The sequence below is a fragment of the Duganella sp. Leaf126 genome (genome assembly GCF_001423125.1).
Taxonomy (GTDB): domain Bacteria; phylum Pseudomonadota; class Gammaproteobacteria; order Burkholderiales; family Burkholderiaceae_D; genus Rugamonas.
Map to the genome: position 1 here is coordinate 334,261 of NZ_LMNW01000031.1, position 23,270 is coordinate 357,530.

Sequence of the window (23,270 nt, forward strand, 5' to 3'; positions counted from 1 at the left end):
ACGACATATGTTTTGACTTCCTGCACCAATAGCGCAATAATAAATTTCATAGACGTAAGAAGCCTTACAGCCAACACATAAAAGCCGTCCACCGGCGATAACATCAGCTCAGAGCCACGGGCAATCCGTGCTACTCCGAGAGCACTCACACAAGCTGATCAAGAACAAAAAAAATCAACGCACCGATCCAGGGCCTGGGCAGTCCCGCTGCCTGACTCGTGACTAGTAGGTTTACATCATCAAAGGACATTCAAATGACCATTTTTGACAACTACGCTGCACGGTATGAACGGACCAAAGAGGAAGAGATGTCGATGAAGGAATATCTCGAACTCTGCAAGAAAGATCGACTCACCTATGCCAGCGCGCCGGAACGGATGCTGGCGGCGATCGGTGAACCGACCCTGGTCGACACGCGCAACGATACCCGGCTCTCGCGCATCTTCGCCAACAAGGTCATCAAGATCTACCCGGCCTTCCGCGAGTTTTACGGCACCGAGGAAGTGATAGAACAGGTCGTCTCCTACTTCCGCCACGCGGCGCAGGGGCTGGAAGAACGCAAGCAGATCCTGTATCTGCTCGGCCCGGTTGGCGGCGGCAAATCGTCGATTGCGGAAAAACTCAAATCGCTGATGGAACATGTGCCGTTCTACTGCCTGAAAGGCTCGCCGGTCAACGAGTCGCCGCTGGGCCTGTTCAACGAGGACGAAGACGGCACCCTGCTCGAAGAAGACTACGGCATTCCGCGCCGCTACCTGCGCAATATTCCGAGCCCGTGGGCGGTCAAGCGCCTCCACGAGTTCAACGGCGACATCAACCAGTTCCGCGTCGTCAAGCGCTACCCGTCCGTGCTCAAGCAGATCGCCATTTCCAAGACCGAGCCGGGCGACGAAAACAACCAGGATATCTCTTCGCTGGTCGGCAAGGTCGATATCCGCAAGCTCGAGGATTATTCGCAGGACGACCCCGACGCCTACAGCTACTCGGGCGGCCTGTGCCTGGCCAACCAGGGCCTGATGGAATTCGTCGAAATGTTCAAGGCGCCGATCAAGGTGCTGCATCCGCTGCTGACGGCCACCCAGGAAGGCAATTACAAGGGCACCGAAGGTTTCGGCGCGATTCCGTTCGACGGCATCATCCTGGCCCACTCGAACGAGTCGGAATGGAAAACCTTCCGCAACAACCGCAACAACGAAGCGTTCCTCGACCGCATCTACATCGTCAAGGTCCCGTACTGCCTGCGCATCAGCGACGAGATCAAGATCTACGACAAGCTGCTGGCCAATTCCTCGCTGGCCAGCGCGCCGTGCGCCCCGGGCACCCTGCGCATGATGTCGCAGTTCGCCATCCTGTCGCGCCTGAAAGACCCCGAAAACTCGAGCATCTACAGCAAGATGCTGGTGTACGACGGCGAAAACCTCAAGGACACCGATCCCAAGGCCAAGTCCATGCACGAGTACGTCGATTACGCGGGCGTGGACGAGGGCATGAACGGCTTGTCGACGCGTTTCGCGTTCAAGATCCTGTCCAAGGTCTTCAACTTCGACAACACGGAGGTGGCCGCCAACCCGGTGCACCTGCTGTACGTGCTCGAGCAGCAGGTCGAACGCGAGCAATTCCCGCCGGAAATCGAGCAAAAATATCTATCGTATATCAAGGAACACCTGGCGCAGCGCTATGTCGAATTCATCGGCAAGGAAATCCAGACCGCTTACCTGGAAAGCTATTCCGAGTACGGCCAGAACATTTTCGACCGCTACGTGACGTTTGCCGACTTCTGGATCCAGGACCAGGAATTCCGTGATCCCGACACGGGCGAGAGTTTCGACCGCGAAGCGCTGAACAACGAACTGGAGAAGATCGAAAAGCCGGCCGGCATCTCGAACCCGAAAGATTTCCGCAACGAGATCGTCAACTTCGGGCTGCGGGCGCGGGCCAATAACGGCGGCAAGAATCCGGCCTGGACCAGCTACGAGAAGTTCCGCACCGTGATCGAGAAGAAGATGTTCTCGAATACGGAAGAACTGCTGCCGGTGATTTCGTTCAACGCCAAGGCCAGCGCCGAGGACGCCAACAAGCATGCCGATTTTGTCGCGCGCATGGTGGAAAAAGGCTATACGGCCAAGCAGGTGCGCTTGCTGTGCGAATGGTATTTGCGGGTACGTAAGTCGTCCTGAGGCGACGGCGCCCACACACATCAAGGGGGTATCTTTTGAGTCACCTCATCGACCGACGTTTGCAGGGCAAGAACAAATCCGCCGTCAACCGCGAGCGTTTCCTGCGCCGTTACAAATCGCAGATCAAGGACGCGGTGGGGCGCGCCATCAAGGGGCGCTCCATCACCGACATCGAGAACGGCGAGAAAGTCTCGATCCCGGTCAAGGACGTGGGCGAGCCGTCGTTCGGCCATGCCCACGGCGGCGTGTGGGAAACCATCAGTGCCGGCAACCAGGAATACCAGAAAGGCGACCAGATCGCGCGGCCCAAGGGCGGCGGTGGCGCCGGTCGCGGCAAGGCCGGCAATAGCGACCAGATGACCGAAGACGATTTCATCTTCGAGCTGTCGCGCGAAGAATTCATGAATTATTTCTTCGAGGATCTCGAACTGCCGCACATGGTCAAGACCCAGCTGACCGCCACCACCGAGTTCAAGAACCAGCGTGCCGGCTACAACATTTCCGGCACGCCGTCCAACATCCACGTGCTGCGCTCGCTGCGGGGCGCGCTGGGCCGGCGCATCGCGGTCGGCGGCAGTGCGCGCAAGCGGCTGGCCGAGGCGGAGCAAGAACTGCAGGCCCTGCTCGACAAGCCCGTGCCCGATCCCGGCGATGCGATGCTGGTCGCAGAGCTGCGCAAGCTGATCCATCAATTGCATACGCGGCTGGCAGCCATCCCCTACATCGACCCGTTCGATCTGCGCTACAGCAACCGCATCAAGGTGCCGAAACCGATGACGCAGGCGGTGATGTTCTGCATCATGGACGTCTCGGGCTCGATGGACGAAACGCGCAAGGACACGGCCAAGCGCTTCTTCATCCTGCTCTACCTGTTCTTAAAACGCGTGTACGACAAGATCGACGTGGTGTTCATCCGCCACCACACGGCTGCGTCCGAAGTGGACGAGGAAGAATTCTTCCACTCGCGCGAATCGGGCGGCACGGTGGTGTCGTCGGCCTTGCACCTGCTCGACAAGATCATCGACGAGCGCTACGGTGCCGCCAGCTGGAACAGCTACGTGGCCCAGGCGTCCGACGGCGACAACTGGGACAACGACTCGGTGCTGTGCCGGCAATTGCTGACCAATACCATCATGCCCAAGGTCCAGTACTACACCTACGTGGAGATCACCGACGGGCCGCCGCAAAACCTGTGGGAGCAGTATGCCCAGGTGATTGACCAGCATGCCCACTTTGCCATGCAAAAAATCGTCACGCCGGCCGACATTTACCCGGTATTCCGCGAACTGTTCAAGAAGCAGGCCAAATCATGAACGACATGACCCACCCGGCGACGCCCTCGCCTGGCCCGCGCGACCGCGCGCCGCAGTCCAAGCCGCGCCACCCGAACGCCCTGCCCGAGCAATCGGAATGGACGTTCCAGCTCATCGAGCAGATCCACGCCGAAATCCGCCGCGTGGCCGACGACTTCGGTCTGGACACCTACCCCAACCAGCTCGAAATCATCACCGCCGAGCAGATGATGGACGCCTACACGTCGGTGGGCATGCCGGTCTCGTACAACCACTGGTCGTTCGGCAAGCATTTCCTCAGCACGGAAAAAGGTTACAAGCGCGGCCAGATGGGCCTGGCCTACGAGATCGTCATCAATTCCAACCCGTGCATCGCCTATCTAATGGAGGAAAACAGCCTGACCATGCAGGCGCTGGTGATCGCCCACGCGGCCTACGGCCATAACTCCTTCTTCAAGGGCAATTACCTGTTCCGCACCTGGACCGACGCCGAGGCCATCGTCGATTACATGGTGTTCGCCAAAAATTACATTGCCGAATGCGAGCAGCGCTATGGCATCGACGAGGTCGAACTGCTGCTCGACTCGTGCCACGCGATCCAGAACTACGGCGTCGACCGCTACAAGCGCCCGGCCAAGCTGTCGCTGGCGCAGGAGCGGGCGCGCCAGAAGGAGCGCGAAGCGTACGTGCAATCGCAGCTCAACGAACTGTGGCGCACCCTGCCGCGGCGCGAGGAAGAGGAAGTGAGCAAGTCGGCCAAACGCTTTCCGCCCGAGCCGGAAGAGAACCTGCTCTACTTCATCGAAAAATATGCACCGTTACTGGAACCCTGGCAGCGCGAAATGGTGCGTATCGTGCGCAAGATCAGCCAGTACTTCTATCCGCAGCGCCAGACCCAGGTCATGAACGAGGGCTGGGCCACGTTCTGGCACTACACCATCCTCAACCAGTTGTACGACGAGGGTGTGATCGGCGATGGCTTCATGATGGAGTTCCTCAAGAGCCATACCAACGTGGTGTACCAGCCGCCGGTCCACAGTCCCTATTACAACGGCATCAACCCGTACGCGCTCGGGTTTGCCATGATGACCGACATCCGCCGCATCTGCGAGCACCCGACCGACGAAGACCGGCTCTGGTTTCCCGATATCGCCGGCAGCGACTGGCGCAAGACGCTGGACTTCGCCATGCGCAATTTCAAGGACGAGAGCTTCATCGCCCAGTACCTGTCGCCTAAGCTGATCCGGGAATTCCACTTCTTTGCCGTCCTCGACGACGACAACAACGAGAAACTGGCGATTTCCGCCATCCATGACGACCTCGGCTATCGTTACGTGCGCCAGCAGCTTGCAGAACAATATAATCTGGGCAACAGAGAACCGAATATCCAGGTATGGTCGGTCAATACCCGCGACGACCGGGCACTGACGCTGCGCCATACCCAGTTCCAGCGCCGTCCGCTCAACCAGCAGGCCGGCGAAGTGCTCAAGCACGTGGCGCGCCTGTGGGGCTTCGACGTCCACCTCGAAACCACGGGACCGAACGGCGAAGTGCTCAGCGCGATGGAGGTCAAACGCGAAAAACGCGCCCGTGGATGACAAACCGCCGCCGCACACTTATATAGTGTGTACTGGAACGCAGCGGGAGCCGGCCTGAAAACAGGCATGGCTCTTGCATGAAACGAGACCGGGTTCTGAAGCGAAAGCTTGGTGCCCGGTTTCTTTTTTGATCATGCACGACAGCAAGAGTAAGTCAACTTATTTTTATGCAGGTTTGCATTGCCAGGTGACTTGTAGTTTCAAAGAAGAAATATTTGCGACCGAATTATCAACTGCGCGTAGTAAAGTTACACGCATAAAATTCCGCAAATGGGCGCAGGAGAGAACTAAGTAGTGTCACTGAGGGGCTTGCCCCAATTGTGCGCTCTCAGAGGCGGCCCCGTGTACTATGTTGGTGCAAAGGGAGCGCTAACAGAGCGAAAAAGTAGGCGAAATTTAACCGGTTTTAGGGATGAAAATTCTATGTAAAATCAAGAATTCGTATGTATAATTCGCCGACGTCCCGGATGCGGCTGTTGTTTTGTGTCGCCATTTTGGGGTTTAGTAGCAACAAAAAGAGTTGGTATTGGAGAAAGCAGGCATGAATTTCAGTCACGAGAAAAGCACCGGGAAGAACTTTACAGGCATTACCATCGTCATCTTGTTGCACGTACTGGTTGCTTGGGGGATCATTTCGGGCATGGGCAAGACCCTGATAGCCAAGCTGGCCCCGCCAGTGGAGACGAAGATCATCGAGGAAGTTGCGCCTCCTCCACCTAAAGAGTTGCCACCACCTCCGCCTCCGCCGGAGATGAAGGCTCCTCCGCCGCCGTTCATCCCGCCTGTCGAGGTGAATGTGCAGCAGCCGCCGCCGCCGCAAAACACGATCGCCAACGCGACCAACGTGAAACCTGCGACGACGGAAATCAACCGCACGCCGCCGGCACCACCGGCACCGCCGGCACCACCTGCAAAGACGGGACCAGCCAACGTGGCAGCAGTGGCTGACTTCAGCACCTGCGCATTGCCGGAGTGGCCGAAATCGTCGCTGCGTAACGAAGAGACGGGTACGGTGACGCTGTCGTTCCTGATCGGTGTCGACGGCCGTGTCGCCGATTCCAAAATCGTGAAAACTTCCGGTTTCCGCGATCTGGACAAGGCAGCTGTCGTAGGTATCAGCAAGTGCAAATTCAAACCGGGTCTGACGGACGGCAAGCCGACAGAAGCGTGGATGCAGATGCAGTATGTCTGGAAGCTGGACTAAAAGAGAGACAGCAGCACCGTCTCAACTTATGTAAGTTTCGTTGTCAATTACGTTCAGCGAGCTGATTATTTATCAATTTGGAGGAAGCATGTTTAAGAATACCCGTTTGTCCGCTGTACTGGCCGCTGTATTGTTTTCCATGACGGCAACCGCCGCCCTGGTCAGCGCACCAGCTTACGCACAAGAGACTGCTCCAGCAGCCTCGGCACCAGCAGCGGATGCGGCAGCAGCACCAGCAGCGGATGCAGCAGCGCCAGCAGCCCCAGCAGCCGATGCAGCAGCTCCAGCTCCAGCAGCAGCCCCAGCAGCCGGTGGTCACACCGAAGTTGAAAATCCATACGGCTTCAAGGCAGTATGGGACGCAGGTTTCGTCTCGCGCGGCACCCTGATCATCCTGACCATCATGTCGATGGGTTCGTGGTACATCATCATCGTCAAGCTGATCGACCAGGCCAAGATCTTCAAGCAATCGAAAGAAACCACCGCCAAGTTCTGGAAGGCTTCGTCGATCGCAGCTGGTTCGGCAACCCTGAAAGAAGGTTCGCCATTCCGCTTCATCGCTGAAACCGGCACCAAGGCTACCGTGCACCACGACGGCGCCCTGCTGGAACAAATCGACCTGTCGACCTGGGTCACCATGTCGATCCAGCGCGCTGTGGACAAAGTTCAATCGCGTCTGCAAGACGGCCTGTCGTTCCTGGCAACCGTTGGTTCGACCGCACCGTTCATCGGTCTGTTCGGTACCGTTTGGGGTATTTACAATGCACTGATCGCCATCGGCATGTCGGGTAACGCATCGATCGACAAGGTTGCAGGTCCAGTCGGTGAAGCGCTGATCATGACCGCTTTCGGTCTGTTCGTGGCAGTTCCTGCCGTTCTGGGTTACAACTGGCTGGTACGTCGTAACAAGGCTGCAATGGAAGACGTGCGTTCGTTCTCGGCTGACGTACACTCGGTGCTGATCTCGGGCGCCATGTCCACCTCCGACGCTGCCCGTATGGCCGCTAAAAAGATTGGGTAATTAATCATGTCGATGTCCGTAGGCTCCGATAGCGGAGACGAAGATCAAGTCATGTCAGAAATCAACACGACGCCCCTCGTGGACATCATGTTGGTTCTGCTGATTATCTTCCTGATCACGAGCCCGGTTGTTCTGAAGCTGATCAAGATCAAGCTGCCAGAAGAAAACAACCAGGTTATTCAGACCAAGCCGGAAGATGTCAACATTGTGGTAAGCAAGGATGGCGACATCTACTGGAACCAGAAGAAAATGCGCGACACCAATGAGTTGTTCGATTTTCTGAAGGTGGAGGCCGTGAAACTGCCGCAGCCGGAAGTGCACGTTCGTGGCGACCAAGAAACACGCTACGAAGCGATCGGCAAGGTAATTTACACGACCCAGCGCGCTGGTATTCAGAAGGTCGGTTTCATCACCGAACCGCCTGACAAGGGTTAATCGCCCGACCGCGCATCGCAGGCCTGGTTTCCGGGCCTGCCCTTCTAAAAAGGAAACATCATGAGTATGAATGTCGGCTCCCCATCCGCAGGCGCGGATCCGGAACCAATGATGGAAATGAATATGACGCCCCTCATCGATGTGATGCTGGTGCTGATTATCATGATGATCATTACGATTCCTAAGGCCAACCACTCGGTCAACCTGAACATGCCGGTCGGTACGCCGCCGCCATCGACCAAGGAACCCGTGGTGATCACGATTGACGTCGACTTCGACGGTACGATTCTGTGGGATAACAACGTCATTCCTGACCGCGGTACCCTGGAAGCGAAACTGGCCGATGTCGCCGCGCAAGCTGATCAGCCGGAAGTCCATCTGCGCCCGAACAAGCTGGTTGAGTACAAAGTTGTAGCCGGCGTCATGGCTTCGGCTCAGCGCCTCGGCGTTACCAAGATTGGCCTGGTCGGCAACGAGCAGTTCCAATAATTCAGTTCTATGTTCAACGATAGGCAGGACCATTCCTGCCTATTTCGCATTTTGAAGAAAGAAAACTTACCCATGACCAAGTTTCGTCTCGCTCATCTCGGCCTGGTAATGGCCGCTATTGGTTTTACTGCAGCAGCTCCCCTGGCAGGTTTTTCGTCGGTTGCCTACGCGGCCGAAACGGTGCGTGCTGAAATCGGCAAACCATTGCAGGAAGCACAGAAACTGGCTGCGGCAGGAAAGAACAAGGAAGCACTCGCAGAACTGCGCAAAACCGACTCGGTCGGTAACAAATCCGCCAACGACACGTATCTGATCGAACGCACGCGCGCCTCCGCCGCTGCCGCCGCCGGTGACTACGACACCGCCGCCAAGGCCTTCGAGTCCGTGATCAACTCCGGCAAGCTGCCCGCTGCCGAACAACCGAAATTCACCCAGGCCCTGGCCGGTATCTACTACCGCATCAAGGACTACCCGAAAGCCATCACCTGGATCAACCGCGCCCTCAAGGACAATCCGAACGACGGCGCCATGAAAGAACTGCTGATCCAGACCTACTACATCAGCGGCAAATACCCGGAAGCAGCCAAGGAACTGTCGTCGCAGAAGAACCTGAGCGAAGCCCAGCTGGGCATGCTGGCCAACATCCAGCTCAAACAGAACGACAAGGCCGGCTACGTGCAGACCCTGGAACGCATGGCGGCCAGCTATCCGAAGCCACAGACCTGGGCCGACCTGCTGCAACGCGTGCAAGCCAAGCCTGGCTTCTCGCCCACCCTGTCGCTCGACATCCTGCGTCTGCGCCTGGCCAACGGCCTGCTGACCAAGCCGTCGGAGTACATGGAAATGAGCCAGCTGGCGCTGCAAGCCGGCAATCCAGCTGAAGCGCTGAAAATCATCAACGAAGGCTACAAGAAAGGCGCGCTGGGCACCGGTTCCGATGCACCGCGCCACCAGCGCCTGAAAGATCTGGCCACCAAGACCCAGGCCGAATTCGCAGGCAAGCTGGCAGCCGCCGAAGCCGACGCCGTGAAAGCCAAGGATGCCGACGCACTGGCCAACCTCGGTTACGCGCTGGTGTCCGATGGCAAGGCCGACAAGGGCCTGGCACTGATGGACCAGGCAGTCAAGCTGGGCACCGGCCGCAACCCGGAAGCGATCAAGCTGCACTACGGTATCGCCCAGTCGATCGCCGGCAAGAAAGCCGCTGCCGTGACCACGCTGAAATCGGTCAAGGGTACCGACGGTACCGCCGACCTGGCCCGTTACTGGACCATCAGCCTGAGCCACTAAGCAAGCGCGCTCGGCGCCCAAGGCGCTGTTTGCTTCGGCAAACAGCGCTTTTTTTTCATCTTTCTTGCATCTTTTCCACCCTCTCCCCCGCTCACGTATAATCTGCCATTTAGCGGCAAATTCCAGCACACACCAATGAAGGTATTTCGAGGTCTTCCCAACGCGGCATCGCGTGCGCCCTGCGCGCTCACGATCGGCAATTTCGACGGTGTCCACCTCGGCCACCAGGCTTTGCTGGCCCGCGTGCGCGAAGCTGCCGGCGACCTGAACCTGGAAGCGGCCGTGATGACGTTCGAGCCCCATCCGCGCGAATTCTTTGCACAAAAGTCGGGCGACCTGTCGCGCGCGCCGGCCCGTATCGCCAACCTGCGCGACAAGCTGCAGTCGCTGTCCGACAGCGGCATCGACCGCGTGATCGTCGAGCATTTTTCGGCCTCGTTTGCCGCGCTCACGCCGCAGCAGTTCACCGAACAGGTGCTGGTCGATGGCCTGCACGTGAAATGGCTGATGGTCGGCGACGATTTCTGCTATGGCGCGCGCCGCGCCGGCACGGTGCAGATGCTGCAGGAGGCGGGCCGCCACCACGGTTTCCATGTCGAGACGCTGCCCACCGTGATGAACGGCGCCACCCGCATCTCGTCGTCGGCCGTGCGCACCGCGCTGGCTGCCGGCGACTTCGCCCGCGCCGAAGCACTGCTCGGCCATCCATACGCCATGTCCGGCCACGTGATCCACGGCCAGAAGCTGGGCCGCACGCTGGGCTTTCCCACCCTGAATTTGCGGGTGCCGCACCGCCCTGCCCTGATGGGCATCTTCATCGTCCAGGTGCATGGTCTGGCGGACCGGCCGCTGCCGGCCGTGGCCAGCCTGGGCGTGCGTCCCACCGTCGATGACAGCGGCCGCGTGCTGCTCGAAGTGCACATCTTCGACTTTGCGCAGAACTGCTACGGCAAGCAGGTGCGGGTGGAGTTCCTGCAAAAAATCCGCGACGAAGAAAAATACGTCGACCTGCCCACGCTCACCGCCGCCATCGACCGCGACGCCGCCACCGCCCGCGCCTATTTTGCGCGCCGTGGCGACGGCGCCAAAGATGGCGCCACGTCGGCCACCGACCGAATTTGAGCGCGCGACCAGCTACGCGCGCCGGCTACTCCGCATTTCCCGAAATCCTATTGAAGAAATCCCATGTCCAATCCTAAACCCGACAGCCCCAAAAACAGCAAGAAGCCAGAGAGCAAATACCCGGTCAACATGACCGAAACCCCGTTCCCGATGCGCGGCGACCTGGCCAAGCGCGAGCCGGCCTGGGTCCAGCAGTGGCAGGACAAGAAAATCTACGAGCGCGTGCGCAAGGCGGCCGCCGGTCGGCCGAAATTCATCCTGCACGACGGCCCGCCGTACGCCAACGGCGACATCCACCTCGGCCACGCAGTCAACAAGATCCTCAAGGACATGGTGATCAAATCGCGCTCGCTGGCCGGTTTCGATGCGCCGTATGTGCCGGGCTGGGACTGCCACGGCATGCCGATCGAAATCCAGATCGAAAAACTGTACGGCAAAAACCTGCCGACCGCCGAAGTGCTGACCAAGGCGCGCGCCTATGCCCTGGAGCAGGTGGACCGCCAGCGCAAGGACTTCATCCGCCTGGGCGTGCTCGGCGAATGGCAGAATCCTTATCTGACCATGAACTACTCGAACGAGGCGGACGAGCTGCGCGCACTGGGCAAGCTGCTGGAGAAGGGCTATGTCTATCGCGGCCTGAAGCCGGTCAACTGGTGCTTCGACTGCCAGTCGGCGCTGGCCGAAGCGGAAGTGGAATACCACGAAAAGCGCGACCCGGCGATCGACGTCGGCTTCAAGTTCGCCCAGTTCGACCAGCTGGCCAAGGCCTTCAGCCTGCCGCAGCTGCCCACCGAGAACGGCTACATCGTCATCTGGACCACGACGCCGTGGACCATCCCGTCCAACCAGGCGCTGAACGTCAACCCGGAAGTGACCTACGCGCTGGTGCAGGCCGAACGTGACGGCCAGCCGCTGCTGCTGATCCTGGCGCAGGACCTGGTGGAGTCGTCGCTGGCGCGCTTCCAGCTCACCGGCACGACGATCGCCACCGCGCCCGGCGCGGCGCTGGAAAACATCAGCTTCCGCCACCCGCTGCACGGCGCCGACCCGTTCTACAACCGCCTCTCGCCCGTGTACCTGGCCGACTACGTCACCACCGACAGCGGCACCGGCGTGGTGCACTCGGCGCCAGCCTACGGCCTCGACGACTTCATCTCGTGCCGCAACCATGGCCTGAAGGACGAGCAGATCCTGACCCCGGTGATGGGCGACGGCAAATTCGCCTCGACGCTGCCGCTGTTCGGCGGCCTGACCATCTGGGAAGCCTCCAAGCCGATCTGCGACGCCCTGCGCGAGGCCGGCGCCCTGTTCGAGCTGAAGATGTTCGCCCACAGCTATATGCACTGCTGGCGCCACAAGACGCCGATCATCTACCGCGCCACCTCGCAGTGGTTTGCCGGCATGGACCTCACGCCCGCCGACGGCGGCGCCACGCTGCGCGAAACCGCGCTGGCCGGCATCGAGCAGACCGAGTTCTTCCCCGACTGGGGCAAAGCGCGCCTGCACGGCATGATCGCCAACCGTCCCGACTGGACCCTGTCGCGCCAGCGCCAGTGGGGCGTGCCGATGGCCTTCGTCGTGCACAAGGAAACCGGCGCACTGCACCCGCGCACGCCGGAACTGCTCGAGCAGGTGGCACAGCGCATCGAGCAGGGCGGCATCGACGCCTGGCTGGCGCTCGACCTGCAAGAGCTGATCGGCGACGAGGCGGCCAGCTACGAAAAGAACAAGGACACGCTGGACGTGTGGTTCGACTCGGGCGTGACCCACCAGACCGTGCTGCGCGGCTCGCACAAGGAGCAGCTGGCTTTCCCGGCCGACCTGTACCTGGAAGGCTCGGACCAGCACCGCGGCTGGTTCCACTCGTCGCTGCTGACCGCCTCGATGTTGGACGGCAAACCACCGTACAAGGCGCTGCTGACCCACGGCTTCACGGTCGATGGCGAAGGCAAGAAGATGTCCAAGTCGCTCGGCAACACGCTGGCGCCGCAGAAGATCTCCGACACGCTGGGCGCCGACATCCTGCGCCTGTGGATCGCCTCCACCGACTACACGGGCGAGCTGTCGATCTCGGACGAGATCCTCAAGCGCGTGACCGAGGCATACCGCCGCATCCGCAACACGCTGCGCTTCCTGCTGGCCAATACGTCCGACTTCGACCAGGCGCAGCACGCCGTGCCGCTCGAGCAGATGCTCGAAATCGACCGCTACGCGATCGCCAACATGGCCGCGCTGCAGGAAGACATCGCCCAGCACTACAGCCGCTACGAATTCCAGCCCGTCTACGCCAAGCTGCAGAACTACTGCTCGGAAGACCTGGGCGGCTTCTACCTCGACATCCTCAAGGACCGCCTGTACACGTCGGCTGTCGATTCGCCGGCGCGCCGCTCGGCGCAGACCGCGCTGTGGCACATCACGCAAAGCCTGCTGCGCGTGATGGCGCCGGCCCTGTCGTTCACGGCCGAAGAGGCGTGGGCCATCTTCGCCGGCGCAGAAGCGTACGCCACCAGCGACGAGACCATCTTCACGCAGACCTGGTGGCAGCTGCCGCAGCAGGCCGACGCCGGCGCGCTGCTGGCCAAGTACTCGGCCCTGCGCGCCGTGCGCACCGACGTCACCAAGCAGCTCGAAGACTTGCGCACGTCGGGCGCGATCGGCTCGTCGCTGCAGGCCGAGCTGGCGATCAAGGCCTCGGGCGACAAGTACAAGCTGCTGGCCAGCCTCGACGACGACCTCAAGTTCGTGTTCATCACCTCGGCCGCGCAGGTGACCGAAGTGTCGACCGAAACGGAAGAAGCAGTGGCGGTGGCTGCCTCGACGGCCGAGAAGTGCGAGCGCTGCTGGCACTACCGCGCCGACGTCGGCGCCCACGCCGACCACCCGACCCTGTGCGGGCGCTGCTACAGCAACCTGTTTGGTGCGGGCGAGCAGCGCAAGTTCGCGTAAACTGTGCGCGGCGGCGCACCTCGTCGCGCACGCTGCGCCGCCAACACGTCCTCACTACCGTGTGATCCGTCATTGCTGCCACGGCAGCAATGACGGCCAGTCATATCAACGCACTATCCGATCTTTCTATGGCCACCAAAAAAATCTTTCCGACCAAGTCTTCGGCCAGCCTGACGCCGTGGCTGGGCATCGCCTTCATCATCATCCTGATCGACCAGCTGACCAAGATCACGATCACCCGCACCTTCGCGCTCGGCGAAGAAAAGGTGATCACGCCGTTCTTCAACCTGGTGCTGGCGTATAACAAGGGCGCCGCCTTCAGCTTCCTGCACGACGCCGGCGGCTGGCAGCGCCACCTGTTTACGGCGATCGGCATCGGTGCGGCCCTGTTCATCATCTACCTGCTGAAAAAGCACAGCGGCCAGCGCATGTTCTCGTGGGCGCTGACGCTGGTGCTTGGCGGCGCCATCGGCAACGTCATCGACCGCGTGCTGTACGGCCACGTGGTGGACTTCCTCGATTTCCACTGGGACGGCATCGGCCACTTCGCGGCCTTCAACATCGCCGATGCGGCGATCTGCATCGGCGCCGCGCTGTTCATCATCGATGAGCTGCGCCGGGTGAACAAATAAGGCGGAGGCCATCATGGAATTGAGCGGCAAGAAAATCGTGCTGGGCCTGTCGGGCGGCGTGGCGTGCTACAAGGCGGCGGACCTGTGCCGCGCGCTGACCAAAGCCGGCGCCTCGGTGCAGGTGGTGATGACCGACGCTGCCGAGCATTTCATCACGGCCGTCACCATGCAGGCGCTGTCGGGCAACAAGGTGTATTCGAGCCAGTGGGACCCGCGCGTGGACAACAACATGGCCCACATCGACGTCACGCGCCACGCGGACGCGATCATGATCGCACCCTGCTCGGCCGACTTCATGGCCAAGCTGGTCCACGGCGTGTGCGACGACCTGCTCTCGACCATGTGCCTGGCGCGGCCGCGCCATGTGCCGCTGCTGGTGGCGCCGGCGATGAACGTGGAAATGTGGCAGAACCCCGCCACCGGCCGCAATGCGCGCCAGCTCGAAGAAGACGGCATCGTCATCTTCGGCCCCGCGGCCGGCGACCAGGCCTGCGGCGAAACCGGCATGGGCCGCATGCTGGAACCGGCGCAGCTGCTCGAAGAGCTGATCGCCTCGTTCCAGCCCAAGGTACTGGCCGGCAAGCGCATCCTGATCACGGCCGGCCCCACCTTCGAGGCCATCGATCCGGTGCGCGGCATCACCAATCTGTCGTCGGGCAAGATGGGCTACGCGGTGGCGCGCGCGGCGCGCGAAGCAGGCGCCGAGGTGGTGCTGGTGTCCGGTCCCACCGCCCTGCCGGCGCCGTTCGGCGTGCAGCGCATCAATGTGCAGAGCGCGCTGCAGATGCACGACGCGGTGCTGGCCAATGTCGACCACCAGCACATCTTCATCGCGGTGGCGGCAGTGGCCGACTGGCGCATCGCTAACGCCAGCGAGCAGAAACTGAAAAAAAATCCCGACGGCTCGGTGCCCGACCTGAAGTTCGAGCAGAACCCGGACATCCTGGCCACGGTGGCGGCGCGCACCTCGCTGGCCGGTCATCCGTACTGCGTGGGCTTTGCCGCCGAGTCCGAAAACCTGGTGCAGTTCGGCGCCGACAAGCGCGTGAAAAAAGGCATTCCTCTGCTGGTCGGCAATATCGGCCACCATACCTTCGGCCAGGACGACAACACCATCATCCTGTTCGACGAAAACGGCCACACCATCCTGCCGCGCGCCGACAAGCTCACGCTGGCGCGCCAGCTGATTTCCGAAATCTCCAAACGTATTACGCAGCACTCGCTGTTTGCCAAATCACCATGAATACTATCGACGTCAAAATCCTCGACCCGCGCATGAAGGACCAGTTGCCAGCCTACGCCACGCCCGGTTCCGCCGGCCTCGACCTGCGCGCCTGCATCGATGCGCCGCTCGTCATCGAAGCCGGCCAGACCGTGCTGATCCCGACCGGTCTGGCAATCCACGTGGCCAATCCCGGCTACGCAGCGATGATTCTGCCGCGCAGCGGCATGGGACACAAGAACGGCATCGTGCTCGGGAATCTGGTAGGCTTGATCGACTCCGACTACCAGGGCCAGCTGATGGTCTCGACCTGGAATCGCGGTAACAGCGCCTTCACCCTGAACCCGATGGAGCGGCTGGCGCAGCTGATCGTCGTGCCGGTGCTGCAGGTGGGCTTCAACGTGGTGGAAGAATTCGACAGCAGCGAACGTGGCGCCGGAGGCTTCGGCAGCACGGGCGTACAATAAGAGGGAGACCCAGGATGGTTCGGCAGCACGTTTCGAGAACATGCGCTTCAAGGTCCGTGGCGGCATTGGTGATGGTGGCGGCCAGCGTGCTCAGCGGCTGCACCACCTACACCGTGCGCCCGGCCGACACTGCCTCGGAACCGGTCGTGGCCCGCACCGTCAACCAGGACCAGAACGTGGTCACCGCCAAGATGGCCACTGCGCGCGAAGAGCTGGGGCAGATGGTCGCGCTGCAAGACCGCCTGTACCGGATCGCCGCGCCGCTGCTGATCAATAACGCCGACCTGTGCCGGTCACAGGCGCGCAACCTGCTCGGCTTCACCGCCAAGAACCGTTACTCGTACTCGGGCGAATACGTCGATGCCGCTACCGCCGTGCTCAACTACGGCGACCGCCTCGAAGTGGCCAGCGTGCTGGCCGGCAGCGGCGCCGCCAAGGCGGGCCTGAAACAGGGTGACATCCTGCTGGAAGCGGGCGGCAAGCCGCTGCCCACCGGGCCCAACGCCGAAACCCAGGCTGCCGCCATCCTCGGGCCGCTGGCGTCCAACAGCAAGACGCTGAACCTGATGGTCGAGCGCAAGAACACCAATGTGCCGCTCAAGCTGCCCGTCACCCGCGCCTGCGCCTTTAAAATCGACATCGGCAATGCCGACACCATCAACGCCTACTCCGACGGTCAGCGCGTGCTGATCACGCGCGGCATGGTCAACTTCGCCCAGACCGACGAGGCGATCGCCTACGTGCTGGCCAAGGACATGGCGCACAACATCCTCGGCCACGCCGCCATCACGCGCTCGGCCTACACGGTGGGCGGCATCATCGACAACCTGGTGGCGATCCGGCCCGACACGTCGCTGCTGATCGGCAGCGCCGGCGTCAAACCGATGCCGCAGGAACTCGACGGCGCTGCCGACCGCCTGTCGCTGTACATGGTGGCGCGCGCCGGCTACAGCACGGCCGGCGCGCGCGCCTTCTGGCAGCGCCTGGCCACCCAGTATCCGGCCACGGTACTGAACGGGTATACGGCCAACCACCCTGGCGTCAGTTACCGCCTATCCGTGATCGACAAGACCGTGGCCGACATCCGCAGCAAGCAGTCGTCCAACAAACCGCTGATCCCCTAGGAGCCGCTGATGAACAAGTGCGCGTTTGCAGTCATGGCGGGCCTGCTGGCGGCGACGGCAGCGGCCGTAACGGGCACGGCCCACGCCGCGCAATGGGCCAAGGTGGGCGGCGCCTCGGCCGGCGCCGGCAACGTGTATTACATCGACCGCGCCAGCGTCATCAAGAAGGACAAGACGCGCAAGGTGTGGTCGCTGCACTCGTTCGCCAGCGCGCAGAATTCGCCGGAAGGCAAACCGTATCGCTCGGTGAAGGCGCTGCACCTGTACTCGTGCGAGGACCGCACCACGATTTTGCTGTCCCAGGTGTTTTACCCGGAGCCGATGGGTAAGGGCGAGGCGCTGGAAACCTACAAGTACGAGAAATTCACAGCCGAAGATATCGTGCCGGACAGTCCCTACGATAACGCCTTGGCCGTCGTCTGCAAACCATAGAGCGCCTGAACATCCTCCATCGCTGCGTTGCAGCGCCTGGCGCTGGAAGCTTTTCAAGCGCTCTAAGTGCTGGTATCAGCTGACATTCGGGAAATCCGGGAACACGCTCGACATCACCCAGGTCAGCACGCCGCACAGCAGCACCACGGCGGCCAGCACCAGCAGCAGGCGGCCGAACTTCGGTCCGTCGTCTTCGCCGCTATCATCTTCGTCATCGTTCGGTTCGGTCATGGCGTGCCTGCCTTCGGGGGACAGGCATAGTATAGTCGAACCATGGACAGCATCGATCTCGAAGTACTCAAAACCAGCGCGGCATGGATCGCCTGCGGGCGCAGCTGCGAACTCGTCACCGTCATCAAGACCTGGGGCAGCAGCCCGCGTCCGATCGGCGCCACCCTGGCCATCTGCGAGGACGGCACCGTGATCGGCTCGGTGTCGGGCGGCTGCATCGAGGACGACCTGATTGCGCGCGTGCGCGATCACGGCATCCTGCGCACGGCGCCGGAAATCGTCAGCTACGGCATCACCGCCGACGAGGCGCACCGCTTCGGCCTGCCGTGCGGCGGCACCATCGAACTGGCGATCGAGCCACTGGGGTCGCACAGCCGCATCGCCGAACTGCTCGAACGGCTCGACCGCCACGAGCTGGTGCAGCGCCGGCTCGACCTGCGTACCGGTGCGGTGGACCTGTCGGTGGCGCCGCCTGGCGCGCAGATGCAGGTCGGTGAGCACGCCATGGTCACGCTGCACGGTCCGCGCTGGCGCCTGCTGATCATCGGCGCCGGCCAGCTGTCGCGCTTCCTGGCGCAGATCGCCACCGCCATGGACTACCGCGTGACCGTGTGCGATCCGCGCGAGGAATACCGCGCCGGCTGGCACGTGGACGGTGTGCAGCTGGTGCACGACATGCCCGATGACACCGTCACCGCGATGCGGCTCGACCATCGCAGCGCCGTGGTCGCCCTGACCCACGACCCCAAGCTCGACGACCTGGCGCTGATGGAAGCGCTCAAGTCCGATGCATTTTATGTCGGCGCCATCGGCTCGCGCGTCAACAACCGCAAGCGCCGCGAGCGGCTGCTGCAGTTCGACCTGACGCCGGCCCAGCTGGCGCGCCTGCACGGTCCGATCGGCCTGTACATCGGCAGCAAGACGCCCTCGGAGATCGCCATCTCGATCCTGGCCGAACTGACGGCCACCAAGAATGGCGTGCCGACTGCCATGCTGGTGCCGCACGCGGCGACCCCCACCGCGCCGGGCACGGACGTGTGCGTCGTGGAGACCGGCGCCGTTTGACTGCACCACGCACGATCGAAGCAAGAACCGGCTGGTATTCGCCTGCGCACTGCGGGACAATGGCGGCATGAGCACAGCCAACCTCCTCCGCCTGATCTTCCTCGCCGCCATCTGGGGCGGCTCCTTCCTCTTCATGCGCATCGCCGCGCCCGTGCTGGGAGCGCCGGTGTTGATCGAGTACCGCGTGCTGTGCGCCGCCCTGTTCCTGGCGGTGATGGCGCTGGTGCTGAACAAGCCGCTGGCGCTGCGTCAGCACTGGCGCCACTACCTGATCCTGGGCCTGGTCAATTCCGCCCTGCCCTTCCTGCTGTTCGCTTTTGCCGCGCGCACGCTGTCGGTGTCGATGATGGCCGTGCTCAACGCCAGCACGCCGCTGTGGGGCACGCTGATCGCAGCCGTCTGGTCGCGCCAGCCGGTCACGCCCAAGGTGGCCATCGGCCTGCTGCTGGGCGCCTGCGGCGTGGCGCTGCTGGTCGGTTTCGACCACGTGGCCTCGCAGCCCGGCGCCGGCATCGCGATTGCGGCCGTGCTGTGCGCCTCGTTCATGTACGGCGTGGCCAGCAACTACACGCGCAACGCGGCCGGCGCGAAAGGCGTGGAACCGTTCGCCAATGCCCATGGTTCGATGTGGGCCTCGGCGCTGCTGGTGCTGCCCGTGGTGCCGTTTTTCCCGGCGCCGGCTGCGCCCACCGTCGGCGTGCTGGGCGCGGTGCTGGCGCTGGGCGTGTTGTGCAGCGGCGTGGCCTACCTGATCTATTTCCGCCTGATCCAGGACGTCGGTCCCGCGTCGGCGCTGACGGTGACCTTTCTCAGTCCCCTGTTCGGCATCCTGTGGGGTGTGCTGTTCCAGGGCGAATCGGTGCACTGGTACACGCTGGCCGGCGCCGCCATCGTGGTCGCGGGCACGATCATGGTGACCGGCTTCCGGCCGAACTTCCGCGCGCTGCGCAAGGCCGGCGCCTGATGGCTGCCGCTAGTACGTTCGACTTGGCGTTCGAGCTGGCGCCCGGCTATCGCCTGCAGGACGTGCTGGCCTTCCACCGCCGCGACACGCAGGCGCTGGCCGAACAGGTCGATGAACACATGGGTCAACCGCGGCTGCGCAAGGGCGTGGTGCTCGGTGGCGTGCCGGTGCTGCTGGAAATACTGTTCGAGCTGGCTGTCGAGGACCGGCGCGATGATGGCGAGACAGCTGTCTGGGGCGTGCCTAGGACAGCTGCCGGGCGCGCGCTGTGCACCGTGCACGCGGACGGCAAGCTGTCCGGCAGCGCGCGCAGCCGGCTGCAGGCGCAGGCCTATGACGCCGTGCGCAACATCCTCGGCCTGCGCCTTGACCCGGCGCCGTTTTGCGCGCTGGCCGCCGACGACCCGCTGCTGGGTCCCCTGGTGCGCGCCCAGCCGGGCCTGCTGATCGTGCAGTCGGCCACCGTGTTCGAAGCGCTGACCTGGGCCGTCATCGGCCAGCAGATCAACCTGTCGTTTGCGATCGCCTTGCGCCGCACGCTGATTGCACTGGCCGGCCGCCGCCACAGCAGCGGCCTGTGGTGCTACCCGGGCCCGGCCGACGTGGCTGCAGTCGACTGCGCGCAGCTGCAGGCCAACAAGTTTTCACGTGCAAAGGCGGACACGCTGCTGCGGCTGGCGCAGCTGGTCGACAGCGGCGCGCTCGACCTGCAGGTGTCGCCGACCAACAGCATCGCGCAAATCTCGGCGGCGCTGCTGGCGGTCAAGGGCATCGGCCCGTGGACCGTCAACTATGCGCTGCTGCGCGGCTACGGGTACGCCGACTGCTCGCTGCACGGCGACGTCGCCATCCGCGCTGCATTGCAGGCCTTGTTGCAGGAAGATGTGAAGCCGGACTTGGCGCGCACGGAACAGCTGCTGGCGCGCTATGCCCCGCACCGGACCATGGCGGCGGCGCACCTCTGGGCCAGTCTCGCGCACCTGAAAGAGCCTTGATCGCGGCGTTGCAGCGGCACCGTACAGCGTGCCGGGCGACTGTCACGGTCGCTGCACCGGAAGGCTATACCAGCTTCTCTCGTCGCTCTAGCCGGCGATAATGTCGCGGCCATGAAAAAACCGCTGACTTCTTGCGAAATCAGCGGTTTTAGAATTTGGTTGCGGGGACAGGATTTGAACCTGTGACCTTCGGGTTATGAGCCCGACGAGCTGCCAGACTGCTCCACCCCGCGTCTGTATGGACGTATTATAGGGCAGTTCAAAGAATTAGGCAATATCAATCCCGAAATCATGGCCGATAGGCCGACTAAATCCGCTGGCAGGCTGCCAGCAGTGACGCCGACGCTGCCCAATCGGTGTAAAGTAGGCAAATGAGCAAACCTTTCCGACCAGGCCGTTATTCCCTATGAAATATTGTTCCGAATGCGCCGCGCCCGTTACGTTGACGGTGCCGGAGGGCGACAACCGTCCCCGCCATGTGTGCACCAACTGCGGCACCATCCACTACCTGAATCCGAAAATGGTGCTGGGGTCGATCCCGGTCTGGGAGCGCGATGGCGAACTGAAGGTGTTGCTGTGCAAGCGCGCGATCGAGCCGCGCCTCGGTTACTGGACGCTGCCGGCCGGCTTCATGGAAAATGGCGAAACCACGGCCGAAGCGGCCATCCGCGAAACCGAGGAGGAAGCGGGTGCCCACATCGCACTGGGCAAGCTGTTTTCCATGCTCAACGTGGTGCGCGTGCAGCAAGTCCATATGTTCTACCTGGCCACCCTGCTCGACCTCGACTTTGCGCCCGGTATCGAGAGCCTGGACGTGCAGTTATTCAGCGAAGCGGAGATACCGTGGGACGACCTGGCCTTCCCGACCATCCGCGCCACGCTCGAGCTGTTCTTTGCCGACCGCGCGCGCATGCGTGACGCAGGCGCCGACTACGGCTTCCACGCACACGATATCCACCGGGCCATGCGTTCGGACGATGCCTCGTGATTCCCTGGCTCGAAGCCGATACGCCGTTTCCCGATGTGTCGACCGCGCTCACGCGCGAGGCGCCGGGACTCTTGGCGGCAGGCGCCGACCTGTCGCCGCAGCGGCTGCTGACGGCCTACCGGCACGGCATCTTTCCATGGTTTTCCGAGGGCCAGCCGATCCTGTGGTGGAGCACCGACCCGCGCATGGTGCTGATGACGGCGCAGTTCCGCATCAGCGACAGCCTGCGCAAGACACTGCGCAAGGTGGAGCGCGACCGTACCAGCGGGGACGGCGGGCGCTGGCAGGTGCGTTTCGACAGCGCGTTCGAGGACGTGATGCGCGCCTGCGCCGCACCGCGCCGCGACGGCCCCGGCACCTGGATCTCGGAAGACATCATTGCCGGCTACACCGGACTGCACCGCCTCGGTTACGCCCACTCGGCCGAAGTATGGCTTGATGGCGCACTGGTGGGCGGTGCCTACGGCGTCTCGATCGGCCGCATGTTTTATGGCGAATCGATGTTTGCACGGGTCACCGATGGTTCCAAGATCGCCCTCGCCTACCTGGTGAGCTTCCTGCTGCACCACGGTGTCCAGATGATTGATTGCCAACAAGAAACGGGGCACTTGGCGTCGCTGGGCGCTGCGCCCATCCCGCGCACGCAGTTTTTAGCGCATCTGCGCAACAGTATTGAATTTCCACAAATCACTGAATGGGAACCGATTGCTCCGTTCGCGCAGGGCGGTTAAGCTGGGGGCAAAAACCTGCGACACGGTTGCTCGATTGCGGCTATTATTAGTCAAAAGAACAATCTCCCGGTGCTCTTGGCACCGGGCACCGAACTAGGACCGGCATGACGCACCTGAACGAACTGCCTTTTGCGACACTGCAGTTTTATACCACCGCGCCCTATCCCTGCTCGTACCTCGACGGGCGGCAGGCGCGCTCGCAGGTGGCCACGCCGTCGCACCTGATCAACGCCGACGTGTACTCGGAGCTGGTCAAGAACGGTTTCCGGCGCAGCGGCATTTTTACTTACCGTCCGTATTGCGACGGTTGCCAGGCCTGCATCCCGGTGCGGGTGGTGGTCGATGACTTCCGGCCAGGCCGCGGCCAGCGCCGCGCCTGGGCCCGCCATGGCGACCTGATCCCCGGTGTGGCGACGCTGTCGTTCTCGGACGAGCATTACGACCTGTACCTGCGCTACCAGAGCAAGCGTCACGCCGGCGGCGGCATGGACCAGGACAGCCGCGACCAGTACGCCCAGTTCCTGCTGCAAAGCCGGGTCAACACGCGGCTGGTCGAGTTCCGCGAGCCGGGCGGCACGCTGCGCATGGTCAGCATCATCGACGTGCTGTCAGACGGGCTGTCGTCGGTGTACACGTTTTTCGATCCCGACGTGGACGGCGCCTCGTACGGCACCTTCAACATTCTGTGGCAGATCTCGCAGGCGCGCGAACTGAAGCTGCCGTACGTGTACCTCGGCTACTGGATCGCGGAAAGCCAGAAAATGTCGTACAAAACCAATTTCAAACCGCTGGAAGCGCGCATCAAAGGCGTATGGAGTGTCCTGGGCGACTGATAAAATACGGGC

The 23,270-nt window shown here is 62.2% G+C and carries 22 protein-coding genes and 1 tRNA gene; 21 read left to right on the top strand and 2 right to left on the bottom strand.

The window, feature by feature from the left end; all coding sequences use genetic code 11:
- Positions 1–254 precede the first annotated feature (254 nt).
- The 15 genes from ASF61_RS14775 (at position 255) to ASF61_RS14845 (ending at position 17,451) form a co-directional block, all read left to right on the top strand.
- The gene (locus ASF61_RS14775; RefSeq protein WP_056157127.1) at positions 255–2,177 is read left to right on the top strand and encodes a PrkA family serine protein kinase; all 1,923 of its coding nucleotides are present in this window, start codon (positions 255–257) and stop codon (positions 2,175–2,177) included.
- Positions 2,178–2,212: 35 nt separating this feature from the next.
- Positions 2,213–3,490, top strand: coding sequence for a YeaH/YhbH family protein (locus tag ASF61_RS14780; RefSeq protein ID WP_056157131.1), 1,278 nt, complete (start codon positions 2,213–2,215; stop codon positions 3,488–3,490).
- Positions 3,487–5,067 (top strand): SpoVR family protein, encoded by a 1,581-nt coding sequence (locus ASF61_RS14785; protein WP_056157133.1) that lies wholly within the window; start codon positions 3,487–3,489, stop codon positions 5,065–5,067. The genes ASF61_RS14780 and ASF61_RS14785 overlap by 4 nt, the downstream gene beginning before the upstream one ends.
- Before the next feature lie 541 nt (positions 5,068–5,608).
- Positions 5,609–6,271: an energy transducer TonB gene (locus ASF61_RS24400; protein WP_056157135.1), complete on the top strand. Its 663-nt coding sequence runs from the start codon at positions 5,609–5,611 to the stop codon at positions 6,269–6,271.
- Positions 6,272–6,359: 88 nt separating this feature from the next.
- On the top strand, positions 6,360–7,292 hold the full coding sequence (locus ASF61_RS14795; RefSeq protein ID WP_200919888.1) for a MotA/TolQ/ExbB proton channel family protein: 933 nt from the start codon (positions 6,360–6,362) through the stop codon (positions 7,290–7,292).
- A 6-nt stretch (positions 7,293–7,298) separates the two neighbouring features.
- On the top strand, positions 7,299–7,727 hold the full coding sequence (locus ASF61_RS14800; protein ID WP_056157138.1) for a biopolymer transporter ExbD: 429 nt from the start codon (positions 7,299–7,301) through the stop codon (positions 7,725–7,727).
- A gap of 60 nt (positions 7,728–7,787) precedes the next feature.
- Positions 7,788–8,216: a biopolymer transporter ExbD gene (locus ASF61_RS14805; RefSeq protein ID WP_200919871.1), complete on the top strand. Its 429-nt coding sequence runs from the start codon at positions 7,788–7,790 to the stop codon at positions 8,214–8,216.
- Positions 8,217–8,288: 72 nt separating this feature from the next.
- A complete protein-coding gene (locus ASF61_RS14810; protein WP_229205860.1) occupies positions 8,289–9,506 on the top strand; it encodes a tetratricopeptide repeat protein in 1,218 nt (405 codons plus the stop codon).
- Positions 9,507–9,641: 135 nt separating this feature from the next.
- A complete protein-coding gene (locus ASF61_RS14815; RefSeq protein ID WP_056157141.1) occupies positions 9,642–10,628 on the top strand; it encodes a bifunctional riboflavin kinase/FAD synthetase in 987 nt (328 codons plus the stop codon).
- Between the two features lie 63 nt (positions 10,629–10,691).
- Complete coding sequence (gene ileS / locus ASF61_RS14820) at positions 10,692–13,574, top strand: isoleucine--tRNA ligase (protein ID WP_056157143.1); 2,883 nt, start codon at positions 10,692–10,694, stop codon at positions 13,572–13,574.
- 128 nt (positions 13,575–13,702) lie between these two features.
- Complete coding sequence (gene lspA / locus ASF61_RS14825) at positions 13,703–14,206, top strand: signal peptidase II (RefSeq protein WP_056157145.1); 504 nt, start codon at positions 13,703–13,705, stop codon at positions 14,204–14,206.
- 13 nt (positions 14,207–14,219) lie between these two features.
- Positions 14,220–15,449: a bifunctional phosphopantothenoylcysteine decarboxylase/phosphopantothenate--cysteine ligase CoaBC gene (gene coaBC, locus ASF61_RS14830; protein ID WP_200919873.1), complete on the top strand. Its 1,230-nt coding sequence runs from the start codon at positions 14,220–14,222 to the stop codon at positions 15,447–15,449.
- The gene (gene dut / locus ASF61_RS14835) at positions 15,446–15,895 is read left to right on the top strand and encodes a dUTP diphosphatase (protein ID WP_056157149.1); all 450 of its coding nucleotides are present in this window, start codon (positions 15,446–15,448) and stop codon (positions 15,893–15,895) included. Before coaBC ends, dut begins: the two co-directional genes overlap by 4 nt.
- 14 nt (positions 15,896–15,909) lie before the next feature.
- Positions 15,910–17,019 carry a M48 family metallopeptidase gene (locus ASF61_RS14840; protein WP_056157151.1) on the top strand — a complete coding sequence of 370 codons (1,110 nt, stop codon included), beginning with the start codon at positions 15,910–15,912 and terminating at the stop codon, positions 17,017–17,019.
- Between the two features lie 9 nt (positions 17,020–17,028).
- The gene (locus tag ASF61_RS14845) at positions 17,029–17,451 is read left to right on the top strand and encodes a surface-adhesin E family protein (RefSeq protein WP_056157153.1); all 423 of its coding nucleotides are present in this window, start codon (positions 17,029–17,031) and stop codon (positions 17,449–17,451) included.
- Between the two features lie 75 nt (positions 17,452–17,526).
- Here ASF61_RS14845 and ASF61_RS23785 read toward each other — a convergent pair whose 3' ends face one another.
- Positions 17,527–17,682 carry a hypothetical protein gene (locus ASF61_RS23785; protein WP_200919874.1) on the bottom strand — a complete coding sequence of 52 codons (156 nt, stop codon included), beginning with the start codon at positions 17,680–17,682 and terminating at the stop codon, positions 17,527–17,529.
- 42 nt (positions 17,683–17,724) lie between these two features.
- On the opposite strand from ASF61_RS23785, the gene ASF61_RS14850 reads away from it, so the two are divergent.
- The 3 genes from ASF61_RS14850 to ASF61_RS14860 all read left to right on the top strand — a co-directional run bounded on the left by ASF61_RS14850 (position 17,725) and on the right by ASF61_RS14860 (position 20,706).
- Complete coding sequence (locus ASF61_RS14850) at positions 17,725–18,747, top strand: XdhC family protein (RefSeq protein WP_056157155.1); 1,023 nt, start codon at positions 17,725–17,727, stop codon at positions 18,745–18,747.
- Positions 18,748–18,814: 67 nt separating this feature from the next.
- Positions 18,815–19,711, top strand: coding sequence for a DMT family transporter (locus tag ASF61_RS14855; protein ID WP_056157157.1), 897 nt, complete (start codon positions 18,815–18,817; stop codon positions 19,709–19,711).
- Entirely contained in the window at positions 19,711–20,706 is a 996-nt protein-coding gene (locus ASF61_RS14860; protein ID WP_056157160.1) for a DNA-3-methyladenine glycosylase, read from the top strand. The genes ASF61_RS14855 and ASF61_RS14860 overlap by 1 nt, the downstream gene beginning before the upstream one ends.
- A gap of 156 nt (positions 20,707–20,862) precedes the next feature.
- On the opposite strand, the gene ASF61_RS14865 is transcribed toward ASF61_RS14860, so the two are convergent.
- Positions 20,863–20,939: transfer RNA gene (locus ASF61_RS14865), tRNA-Met, on the bottom strand.
- Positions 20,940–21,112: 173 nt separating this feature from the next.
- Here ASF61_RS14865 and ASF61_RS14870 point away from each other — a divergent pair.
- The 3 genes from ASF61_RS14870 to ASF61_RS14880 all read left to right on the top strand — a co-directional run bounded on the left by ASF61_RS14870 (position 21,113) and on the right by ASF61_RS14880 (position 23,258).
- Entirely contained in the window at positions 21,113–21,694 is a 582-nt protein-coding gene (locus tag ASF61_RS14870) for an NUDIX hydrolase (RefSeq protein ID WP_056157161.1), read from the top strand.
- Positions 21,691–22,425, top strand: a complete 735-nt coding sequence (gene aat / locus ASF61_RS14875) for a leucyl/phenylalanyl-tRNA--protein transferase (RefSeq protein ID WP_056157163.1) — start codon at positions 21,691–21,693, stop codon at positions 22,423–22,425. Before ASF61_RS14870 ends, aat begins: the two co-directional genes overlap by 4 nt.
- 104 nt (positions 22,426–22,529) lie before the next feature.
- Positions 22,530–23,258, top strand: coding sequence for an arginyltransferase (locus ASF61_RS14880; RefSeq protein ID WP_056157165.1), 729 nt, complete (start codon positions 22,530–22,532; stop codon positions 23,256–23,258).
- Positions 23,259–23,270: the final 12 nt, after the last annotated feature.

Coding starts and splice junctions, on each gene's coding strand:
- ASF61_RS14775 (WP_056157127.1), top strand. CDS start 255: ATGACCATTTTTGACAACTACGCTGCACGGTATGAACGGACCAAAGAG.
- ASF61_RS14785 (WP_056157133.1), top strand. CDS start 3,487: ATGAACGACATGACCCACCCGGCGACGCCCTCGCCTGGCCCGCGCGAC.
- ASF61_RS24400 (WP_056157135.1), top strand. CDS start 5,609: ATGAATTTCAGTCACGAGAAAAGCACCGGGAAGAACTTTACAGGCATT.
- ASF61_RS14795 (WP_200919888.1), top strand. CDS start 6,360: ATGTTTAAGAATACCCGTTTGTCCGCTGTACTGGCCGCTGTATTGTTT.
- ASF61_RS14800 (WP_056157138.1), top strand. CDS start 7,299: ATGTCGATGTCCGTAGGCTCCGATAGCGGAGACGAAGATCAAGTCATG.
- ASF61_RS14805 (WP_200919871.1), top strand. CDS start 7,788: ATGAGTATGAATGTCGGCTCCCCATCCGCAGGCGCGGATCCGGAACCA.
- ASF61_RS14810 (WP_229205860.1), top strand. CDS start 8,289: ATGACCAAGTTTCGTCTCGCTCATCTCGGCCTGGTAATGGCCGCTATT.
- ASF61_RS14815 (WP_056157141.1), top strand. CDS start 9,642: ATGAAGGTATTTCGAGGTCTTCCCAACGCGGCATCGCGTGCGCCCTGC.
- ileS (WP_056157143.1), top strand. CDS start 10,692: ATGTCCAATCCTAAACCCGACAGCCCCAAAAACAGCAAGAAGCCAGAG.
- lspA (WP_056157145.1), top strand. CDS start 13,703: ATGGCCACCAAAAAAATCTTTCCGACCAAGTCTTCGGCCAGCCTGACG.
- coaBC (WP_200919873.1), top strand. CDS start 14,220: ATGGAATTGAGCGGCAAGAAAATCGTGCTGGGCCTGTCGGGCGGCGTG.
- dut (WP_056157149.1), top strand. CDS start 15,446: ATGAATACTATCGACGTCAAAATCCTCGACCCGCGCATGAAGGACCAG.
- ASF61_RS14840 (WP_056157151.1), top strand. CDS start 15,910: ATGGTTCGGCAGCACGTTTCGAGAACATGCGCTTCAAGGTCCGTGGCG.
- ASF61_RS14845 (WP_056157153.1), top strand. CDS start 17,029: ATGAACAAGTGCGCGTTTGCAGTCATGGCGGGCCTGCTGGCGGCGACG.
- ASF61_RS23785 (WP_200919874.1), bottom strand. CDS start 17,682: ATGACCGAACCGAACGATGACGAAGATGATAGCGGCGAAGACGACGGA.
- ASF61_RS14850 (WP_056157155.1), top strand. CDS start 17,725: ATGGACAGCATCGATCTCGAAGTACTCAAAACCAGCGCGGCATGGATC.
- ASF61_RS14855 (WP_056157157.1), top strand. CDS start 18,815: ATGAGCACAGCCAACCTCCTCCGCCTGATCTTCCTCGCCGCCATCTGG.
- ASF61_RS14860 (WP_056157160.1), top strand. CDS start 19,711: ATGGCTGCCGCTAGTACGTTCGACTTGGCGTTCGAGCTGGCGCCCGGC.
- ASF61_RS14870 (WP_056157161.1), top strand. CDS start 21,113: ATGAAATATTGTTCCGAATGCGCCGCGCCCGTTACGTTGACGGTGCCG.
- ASF61_RS14880 (WP_056157165.1), top strand. CDS start 22,530: ATGACGCACCTGAACGAACTGCCTTTTGCGACACTGCAGTTTTATACC.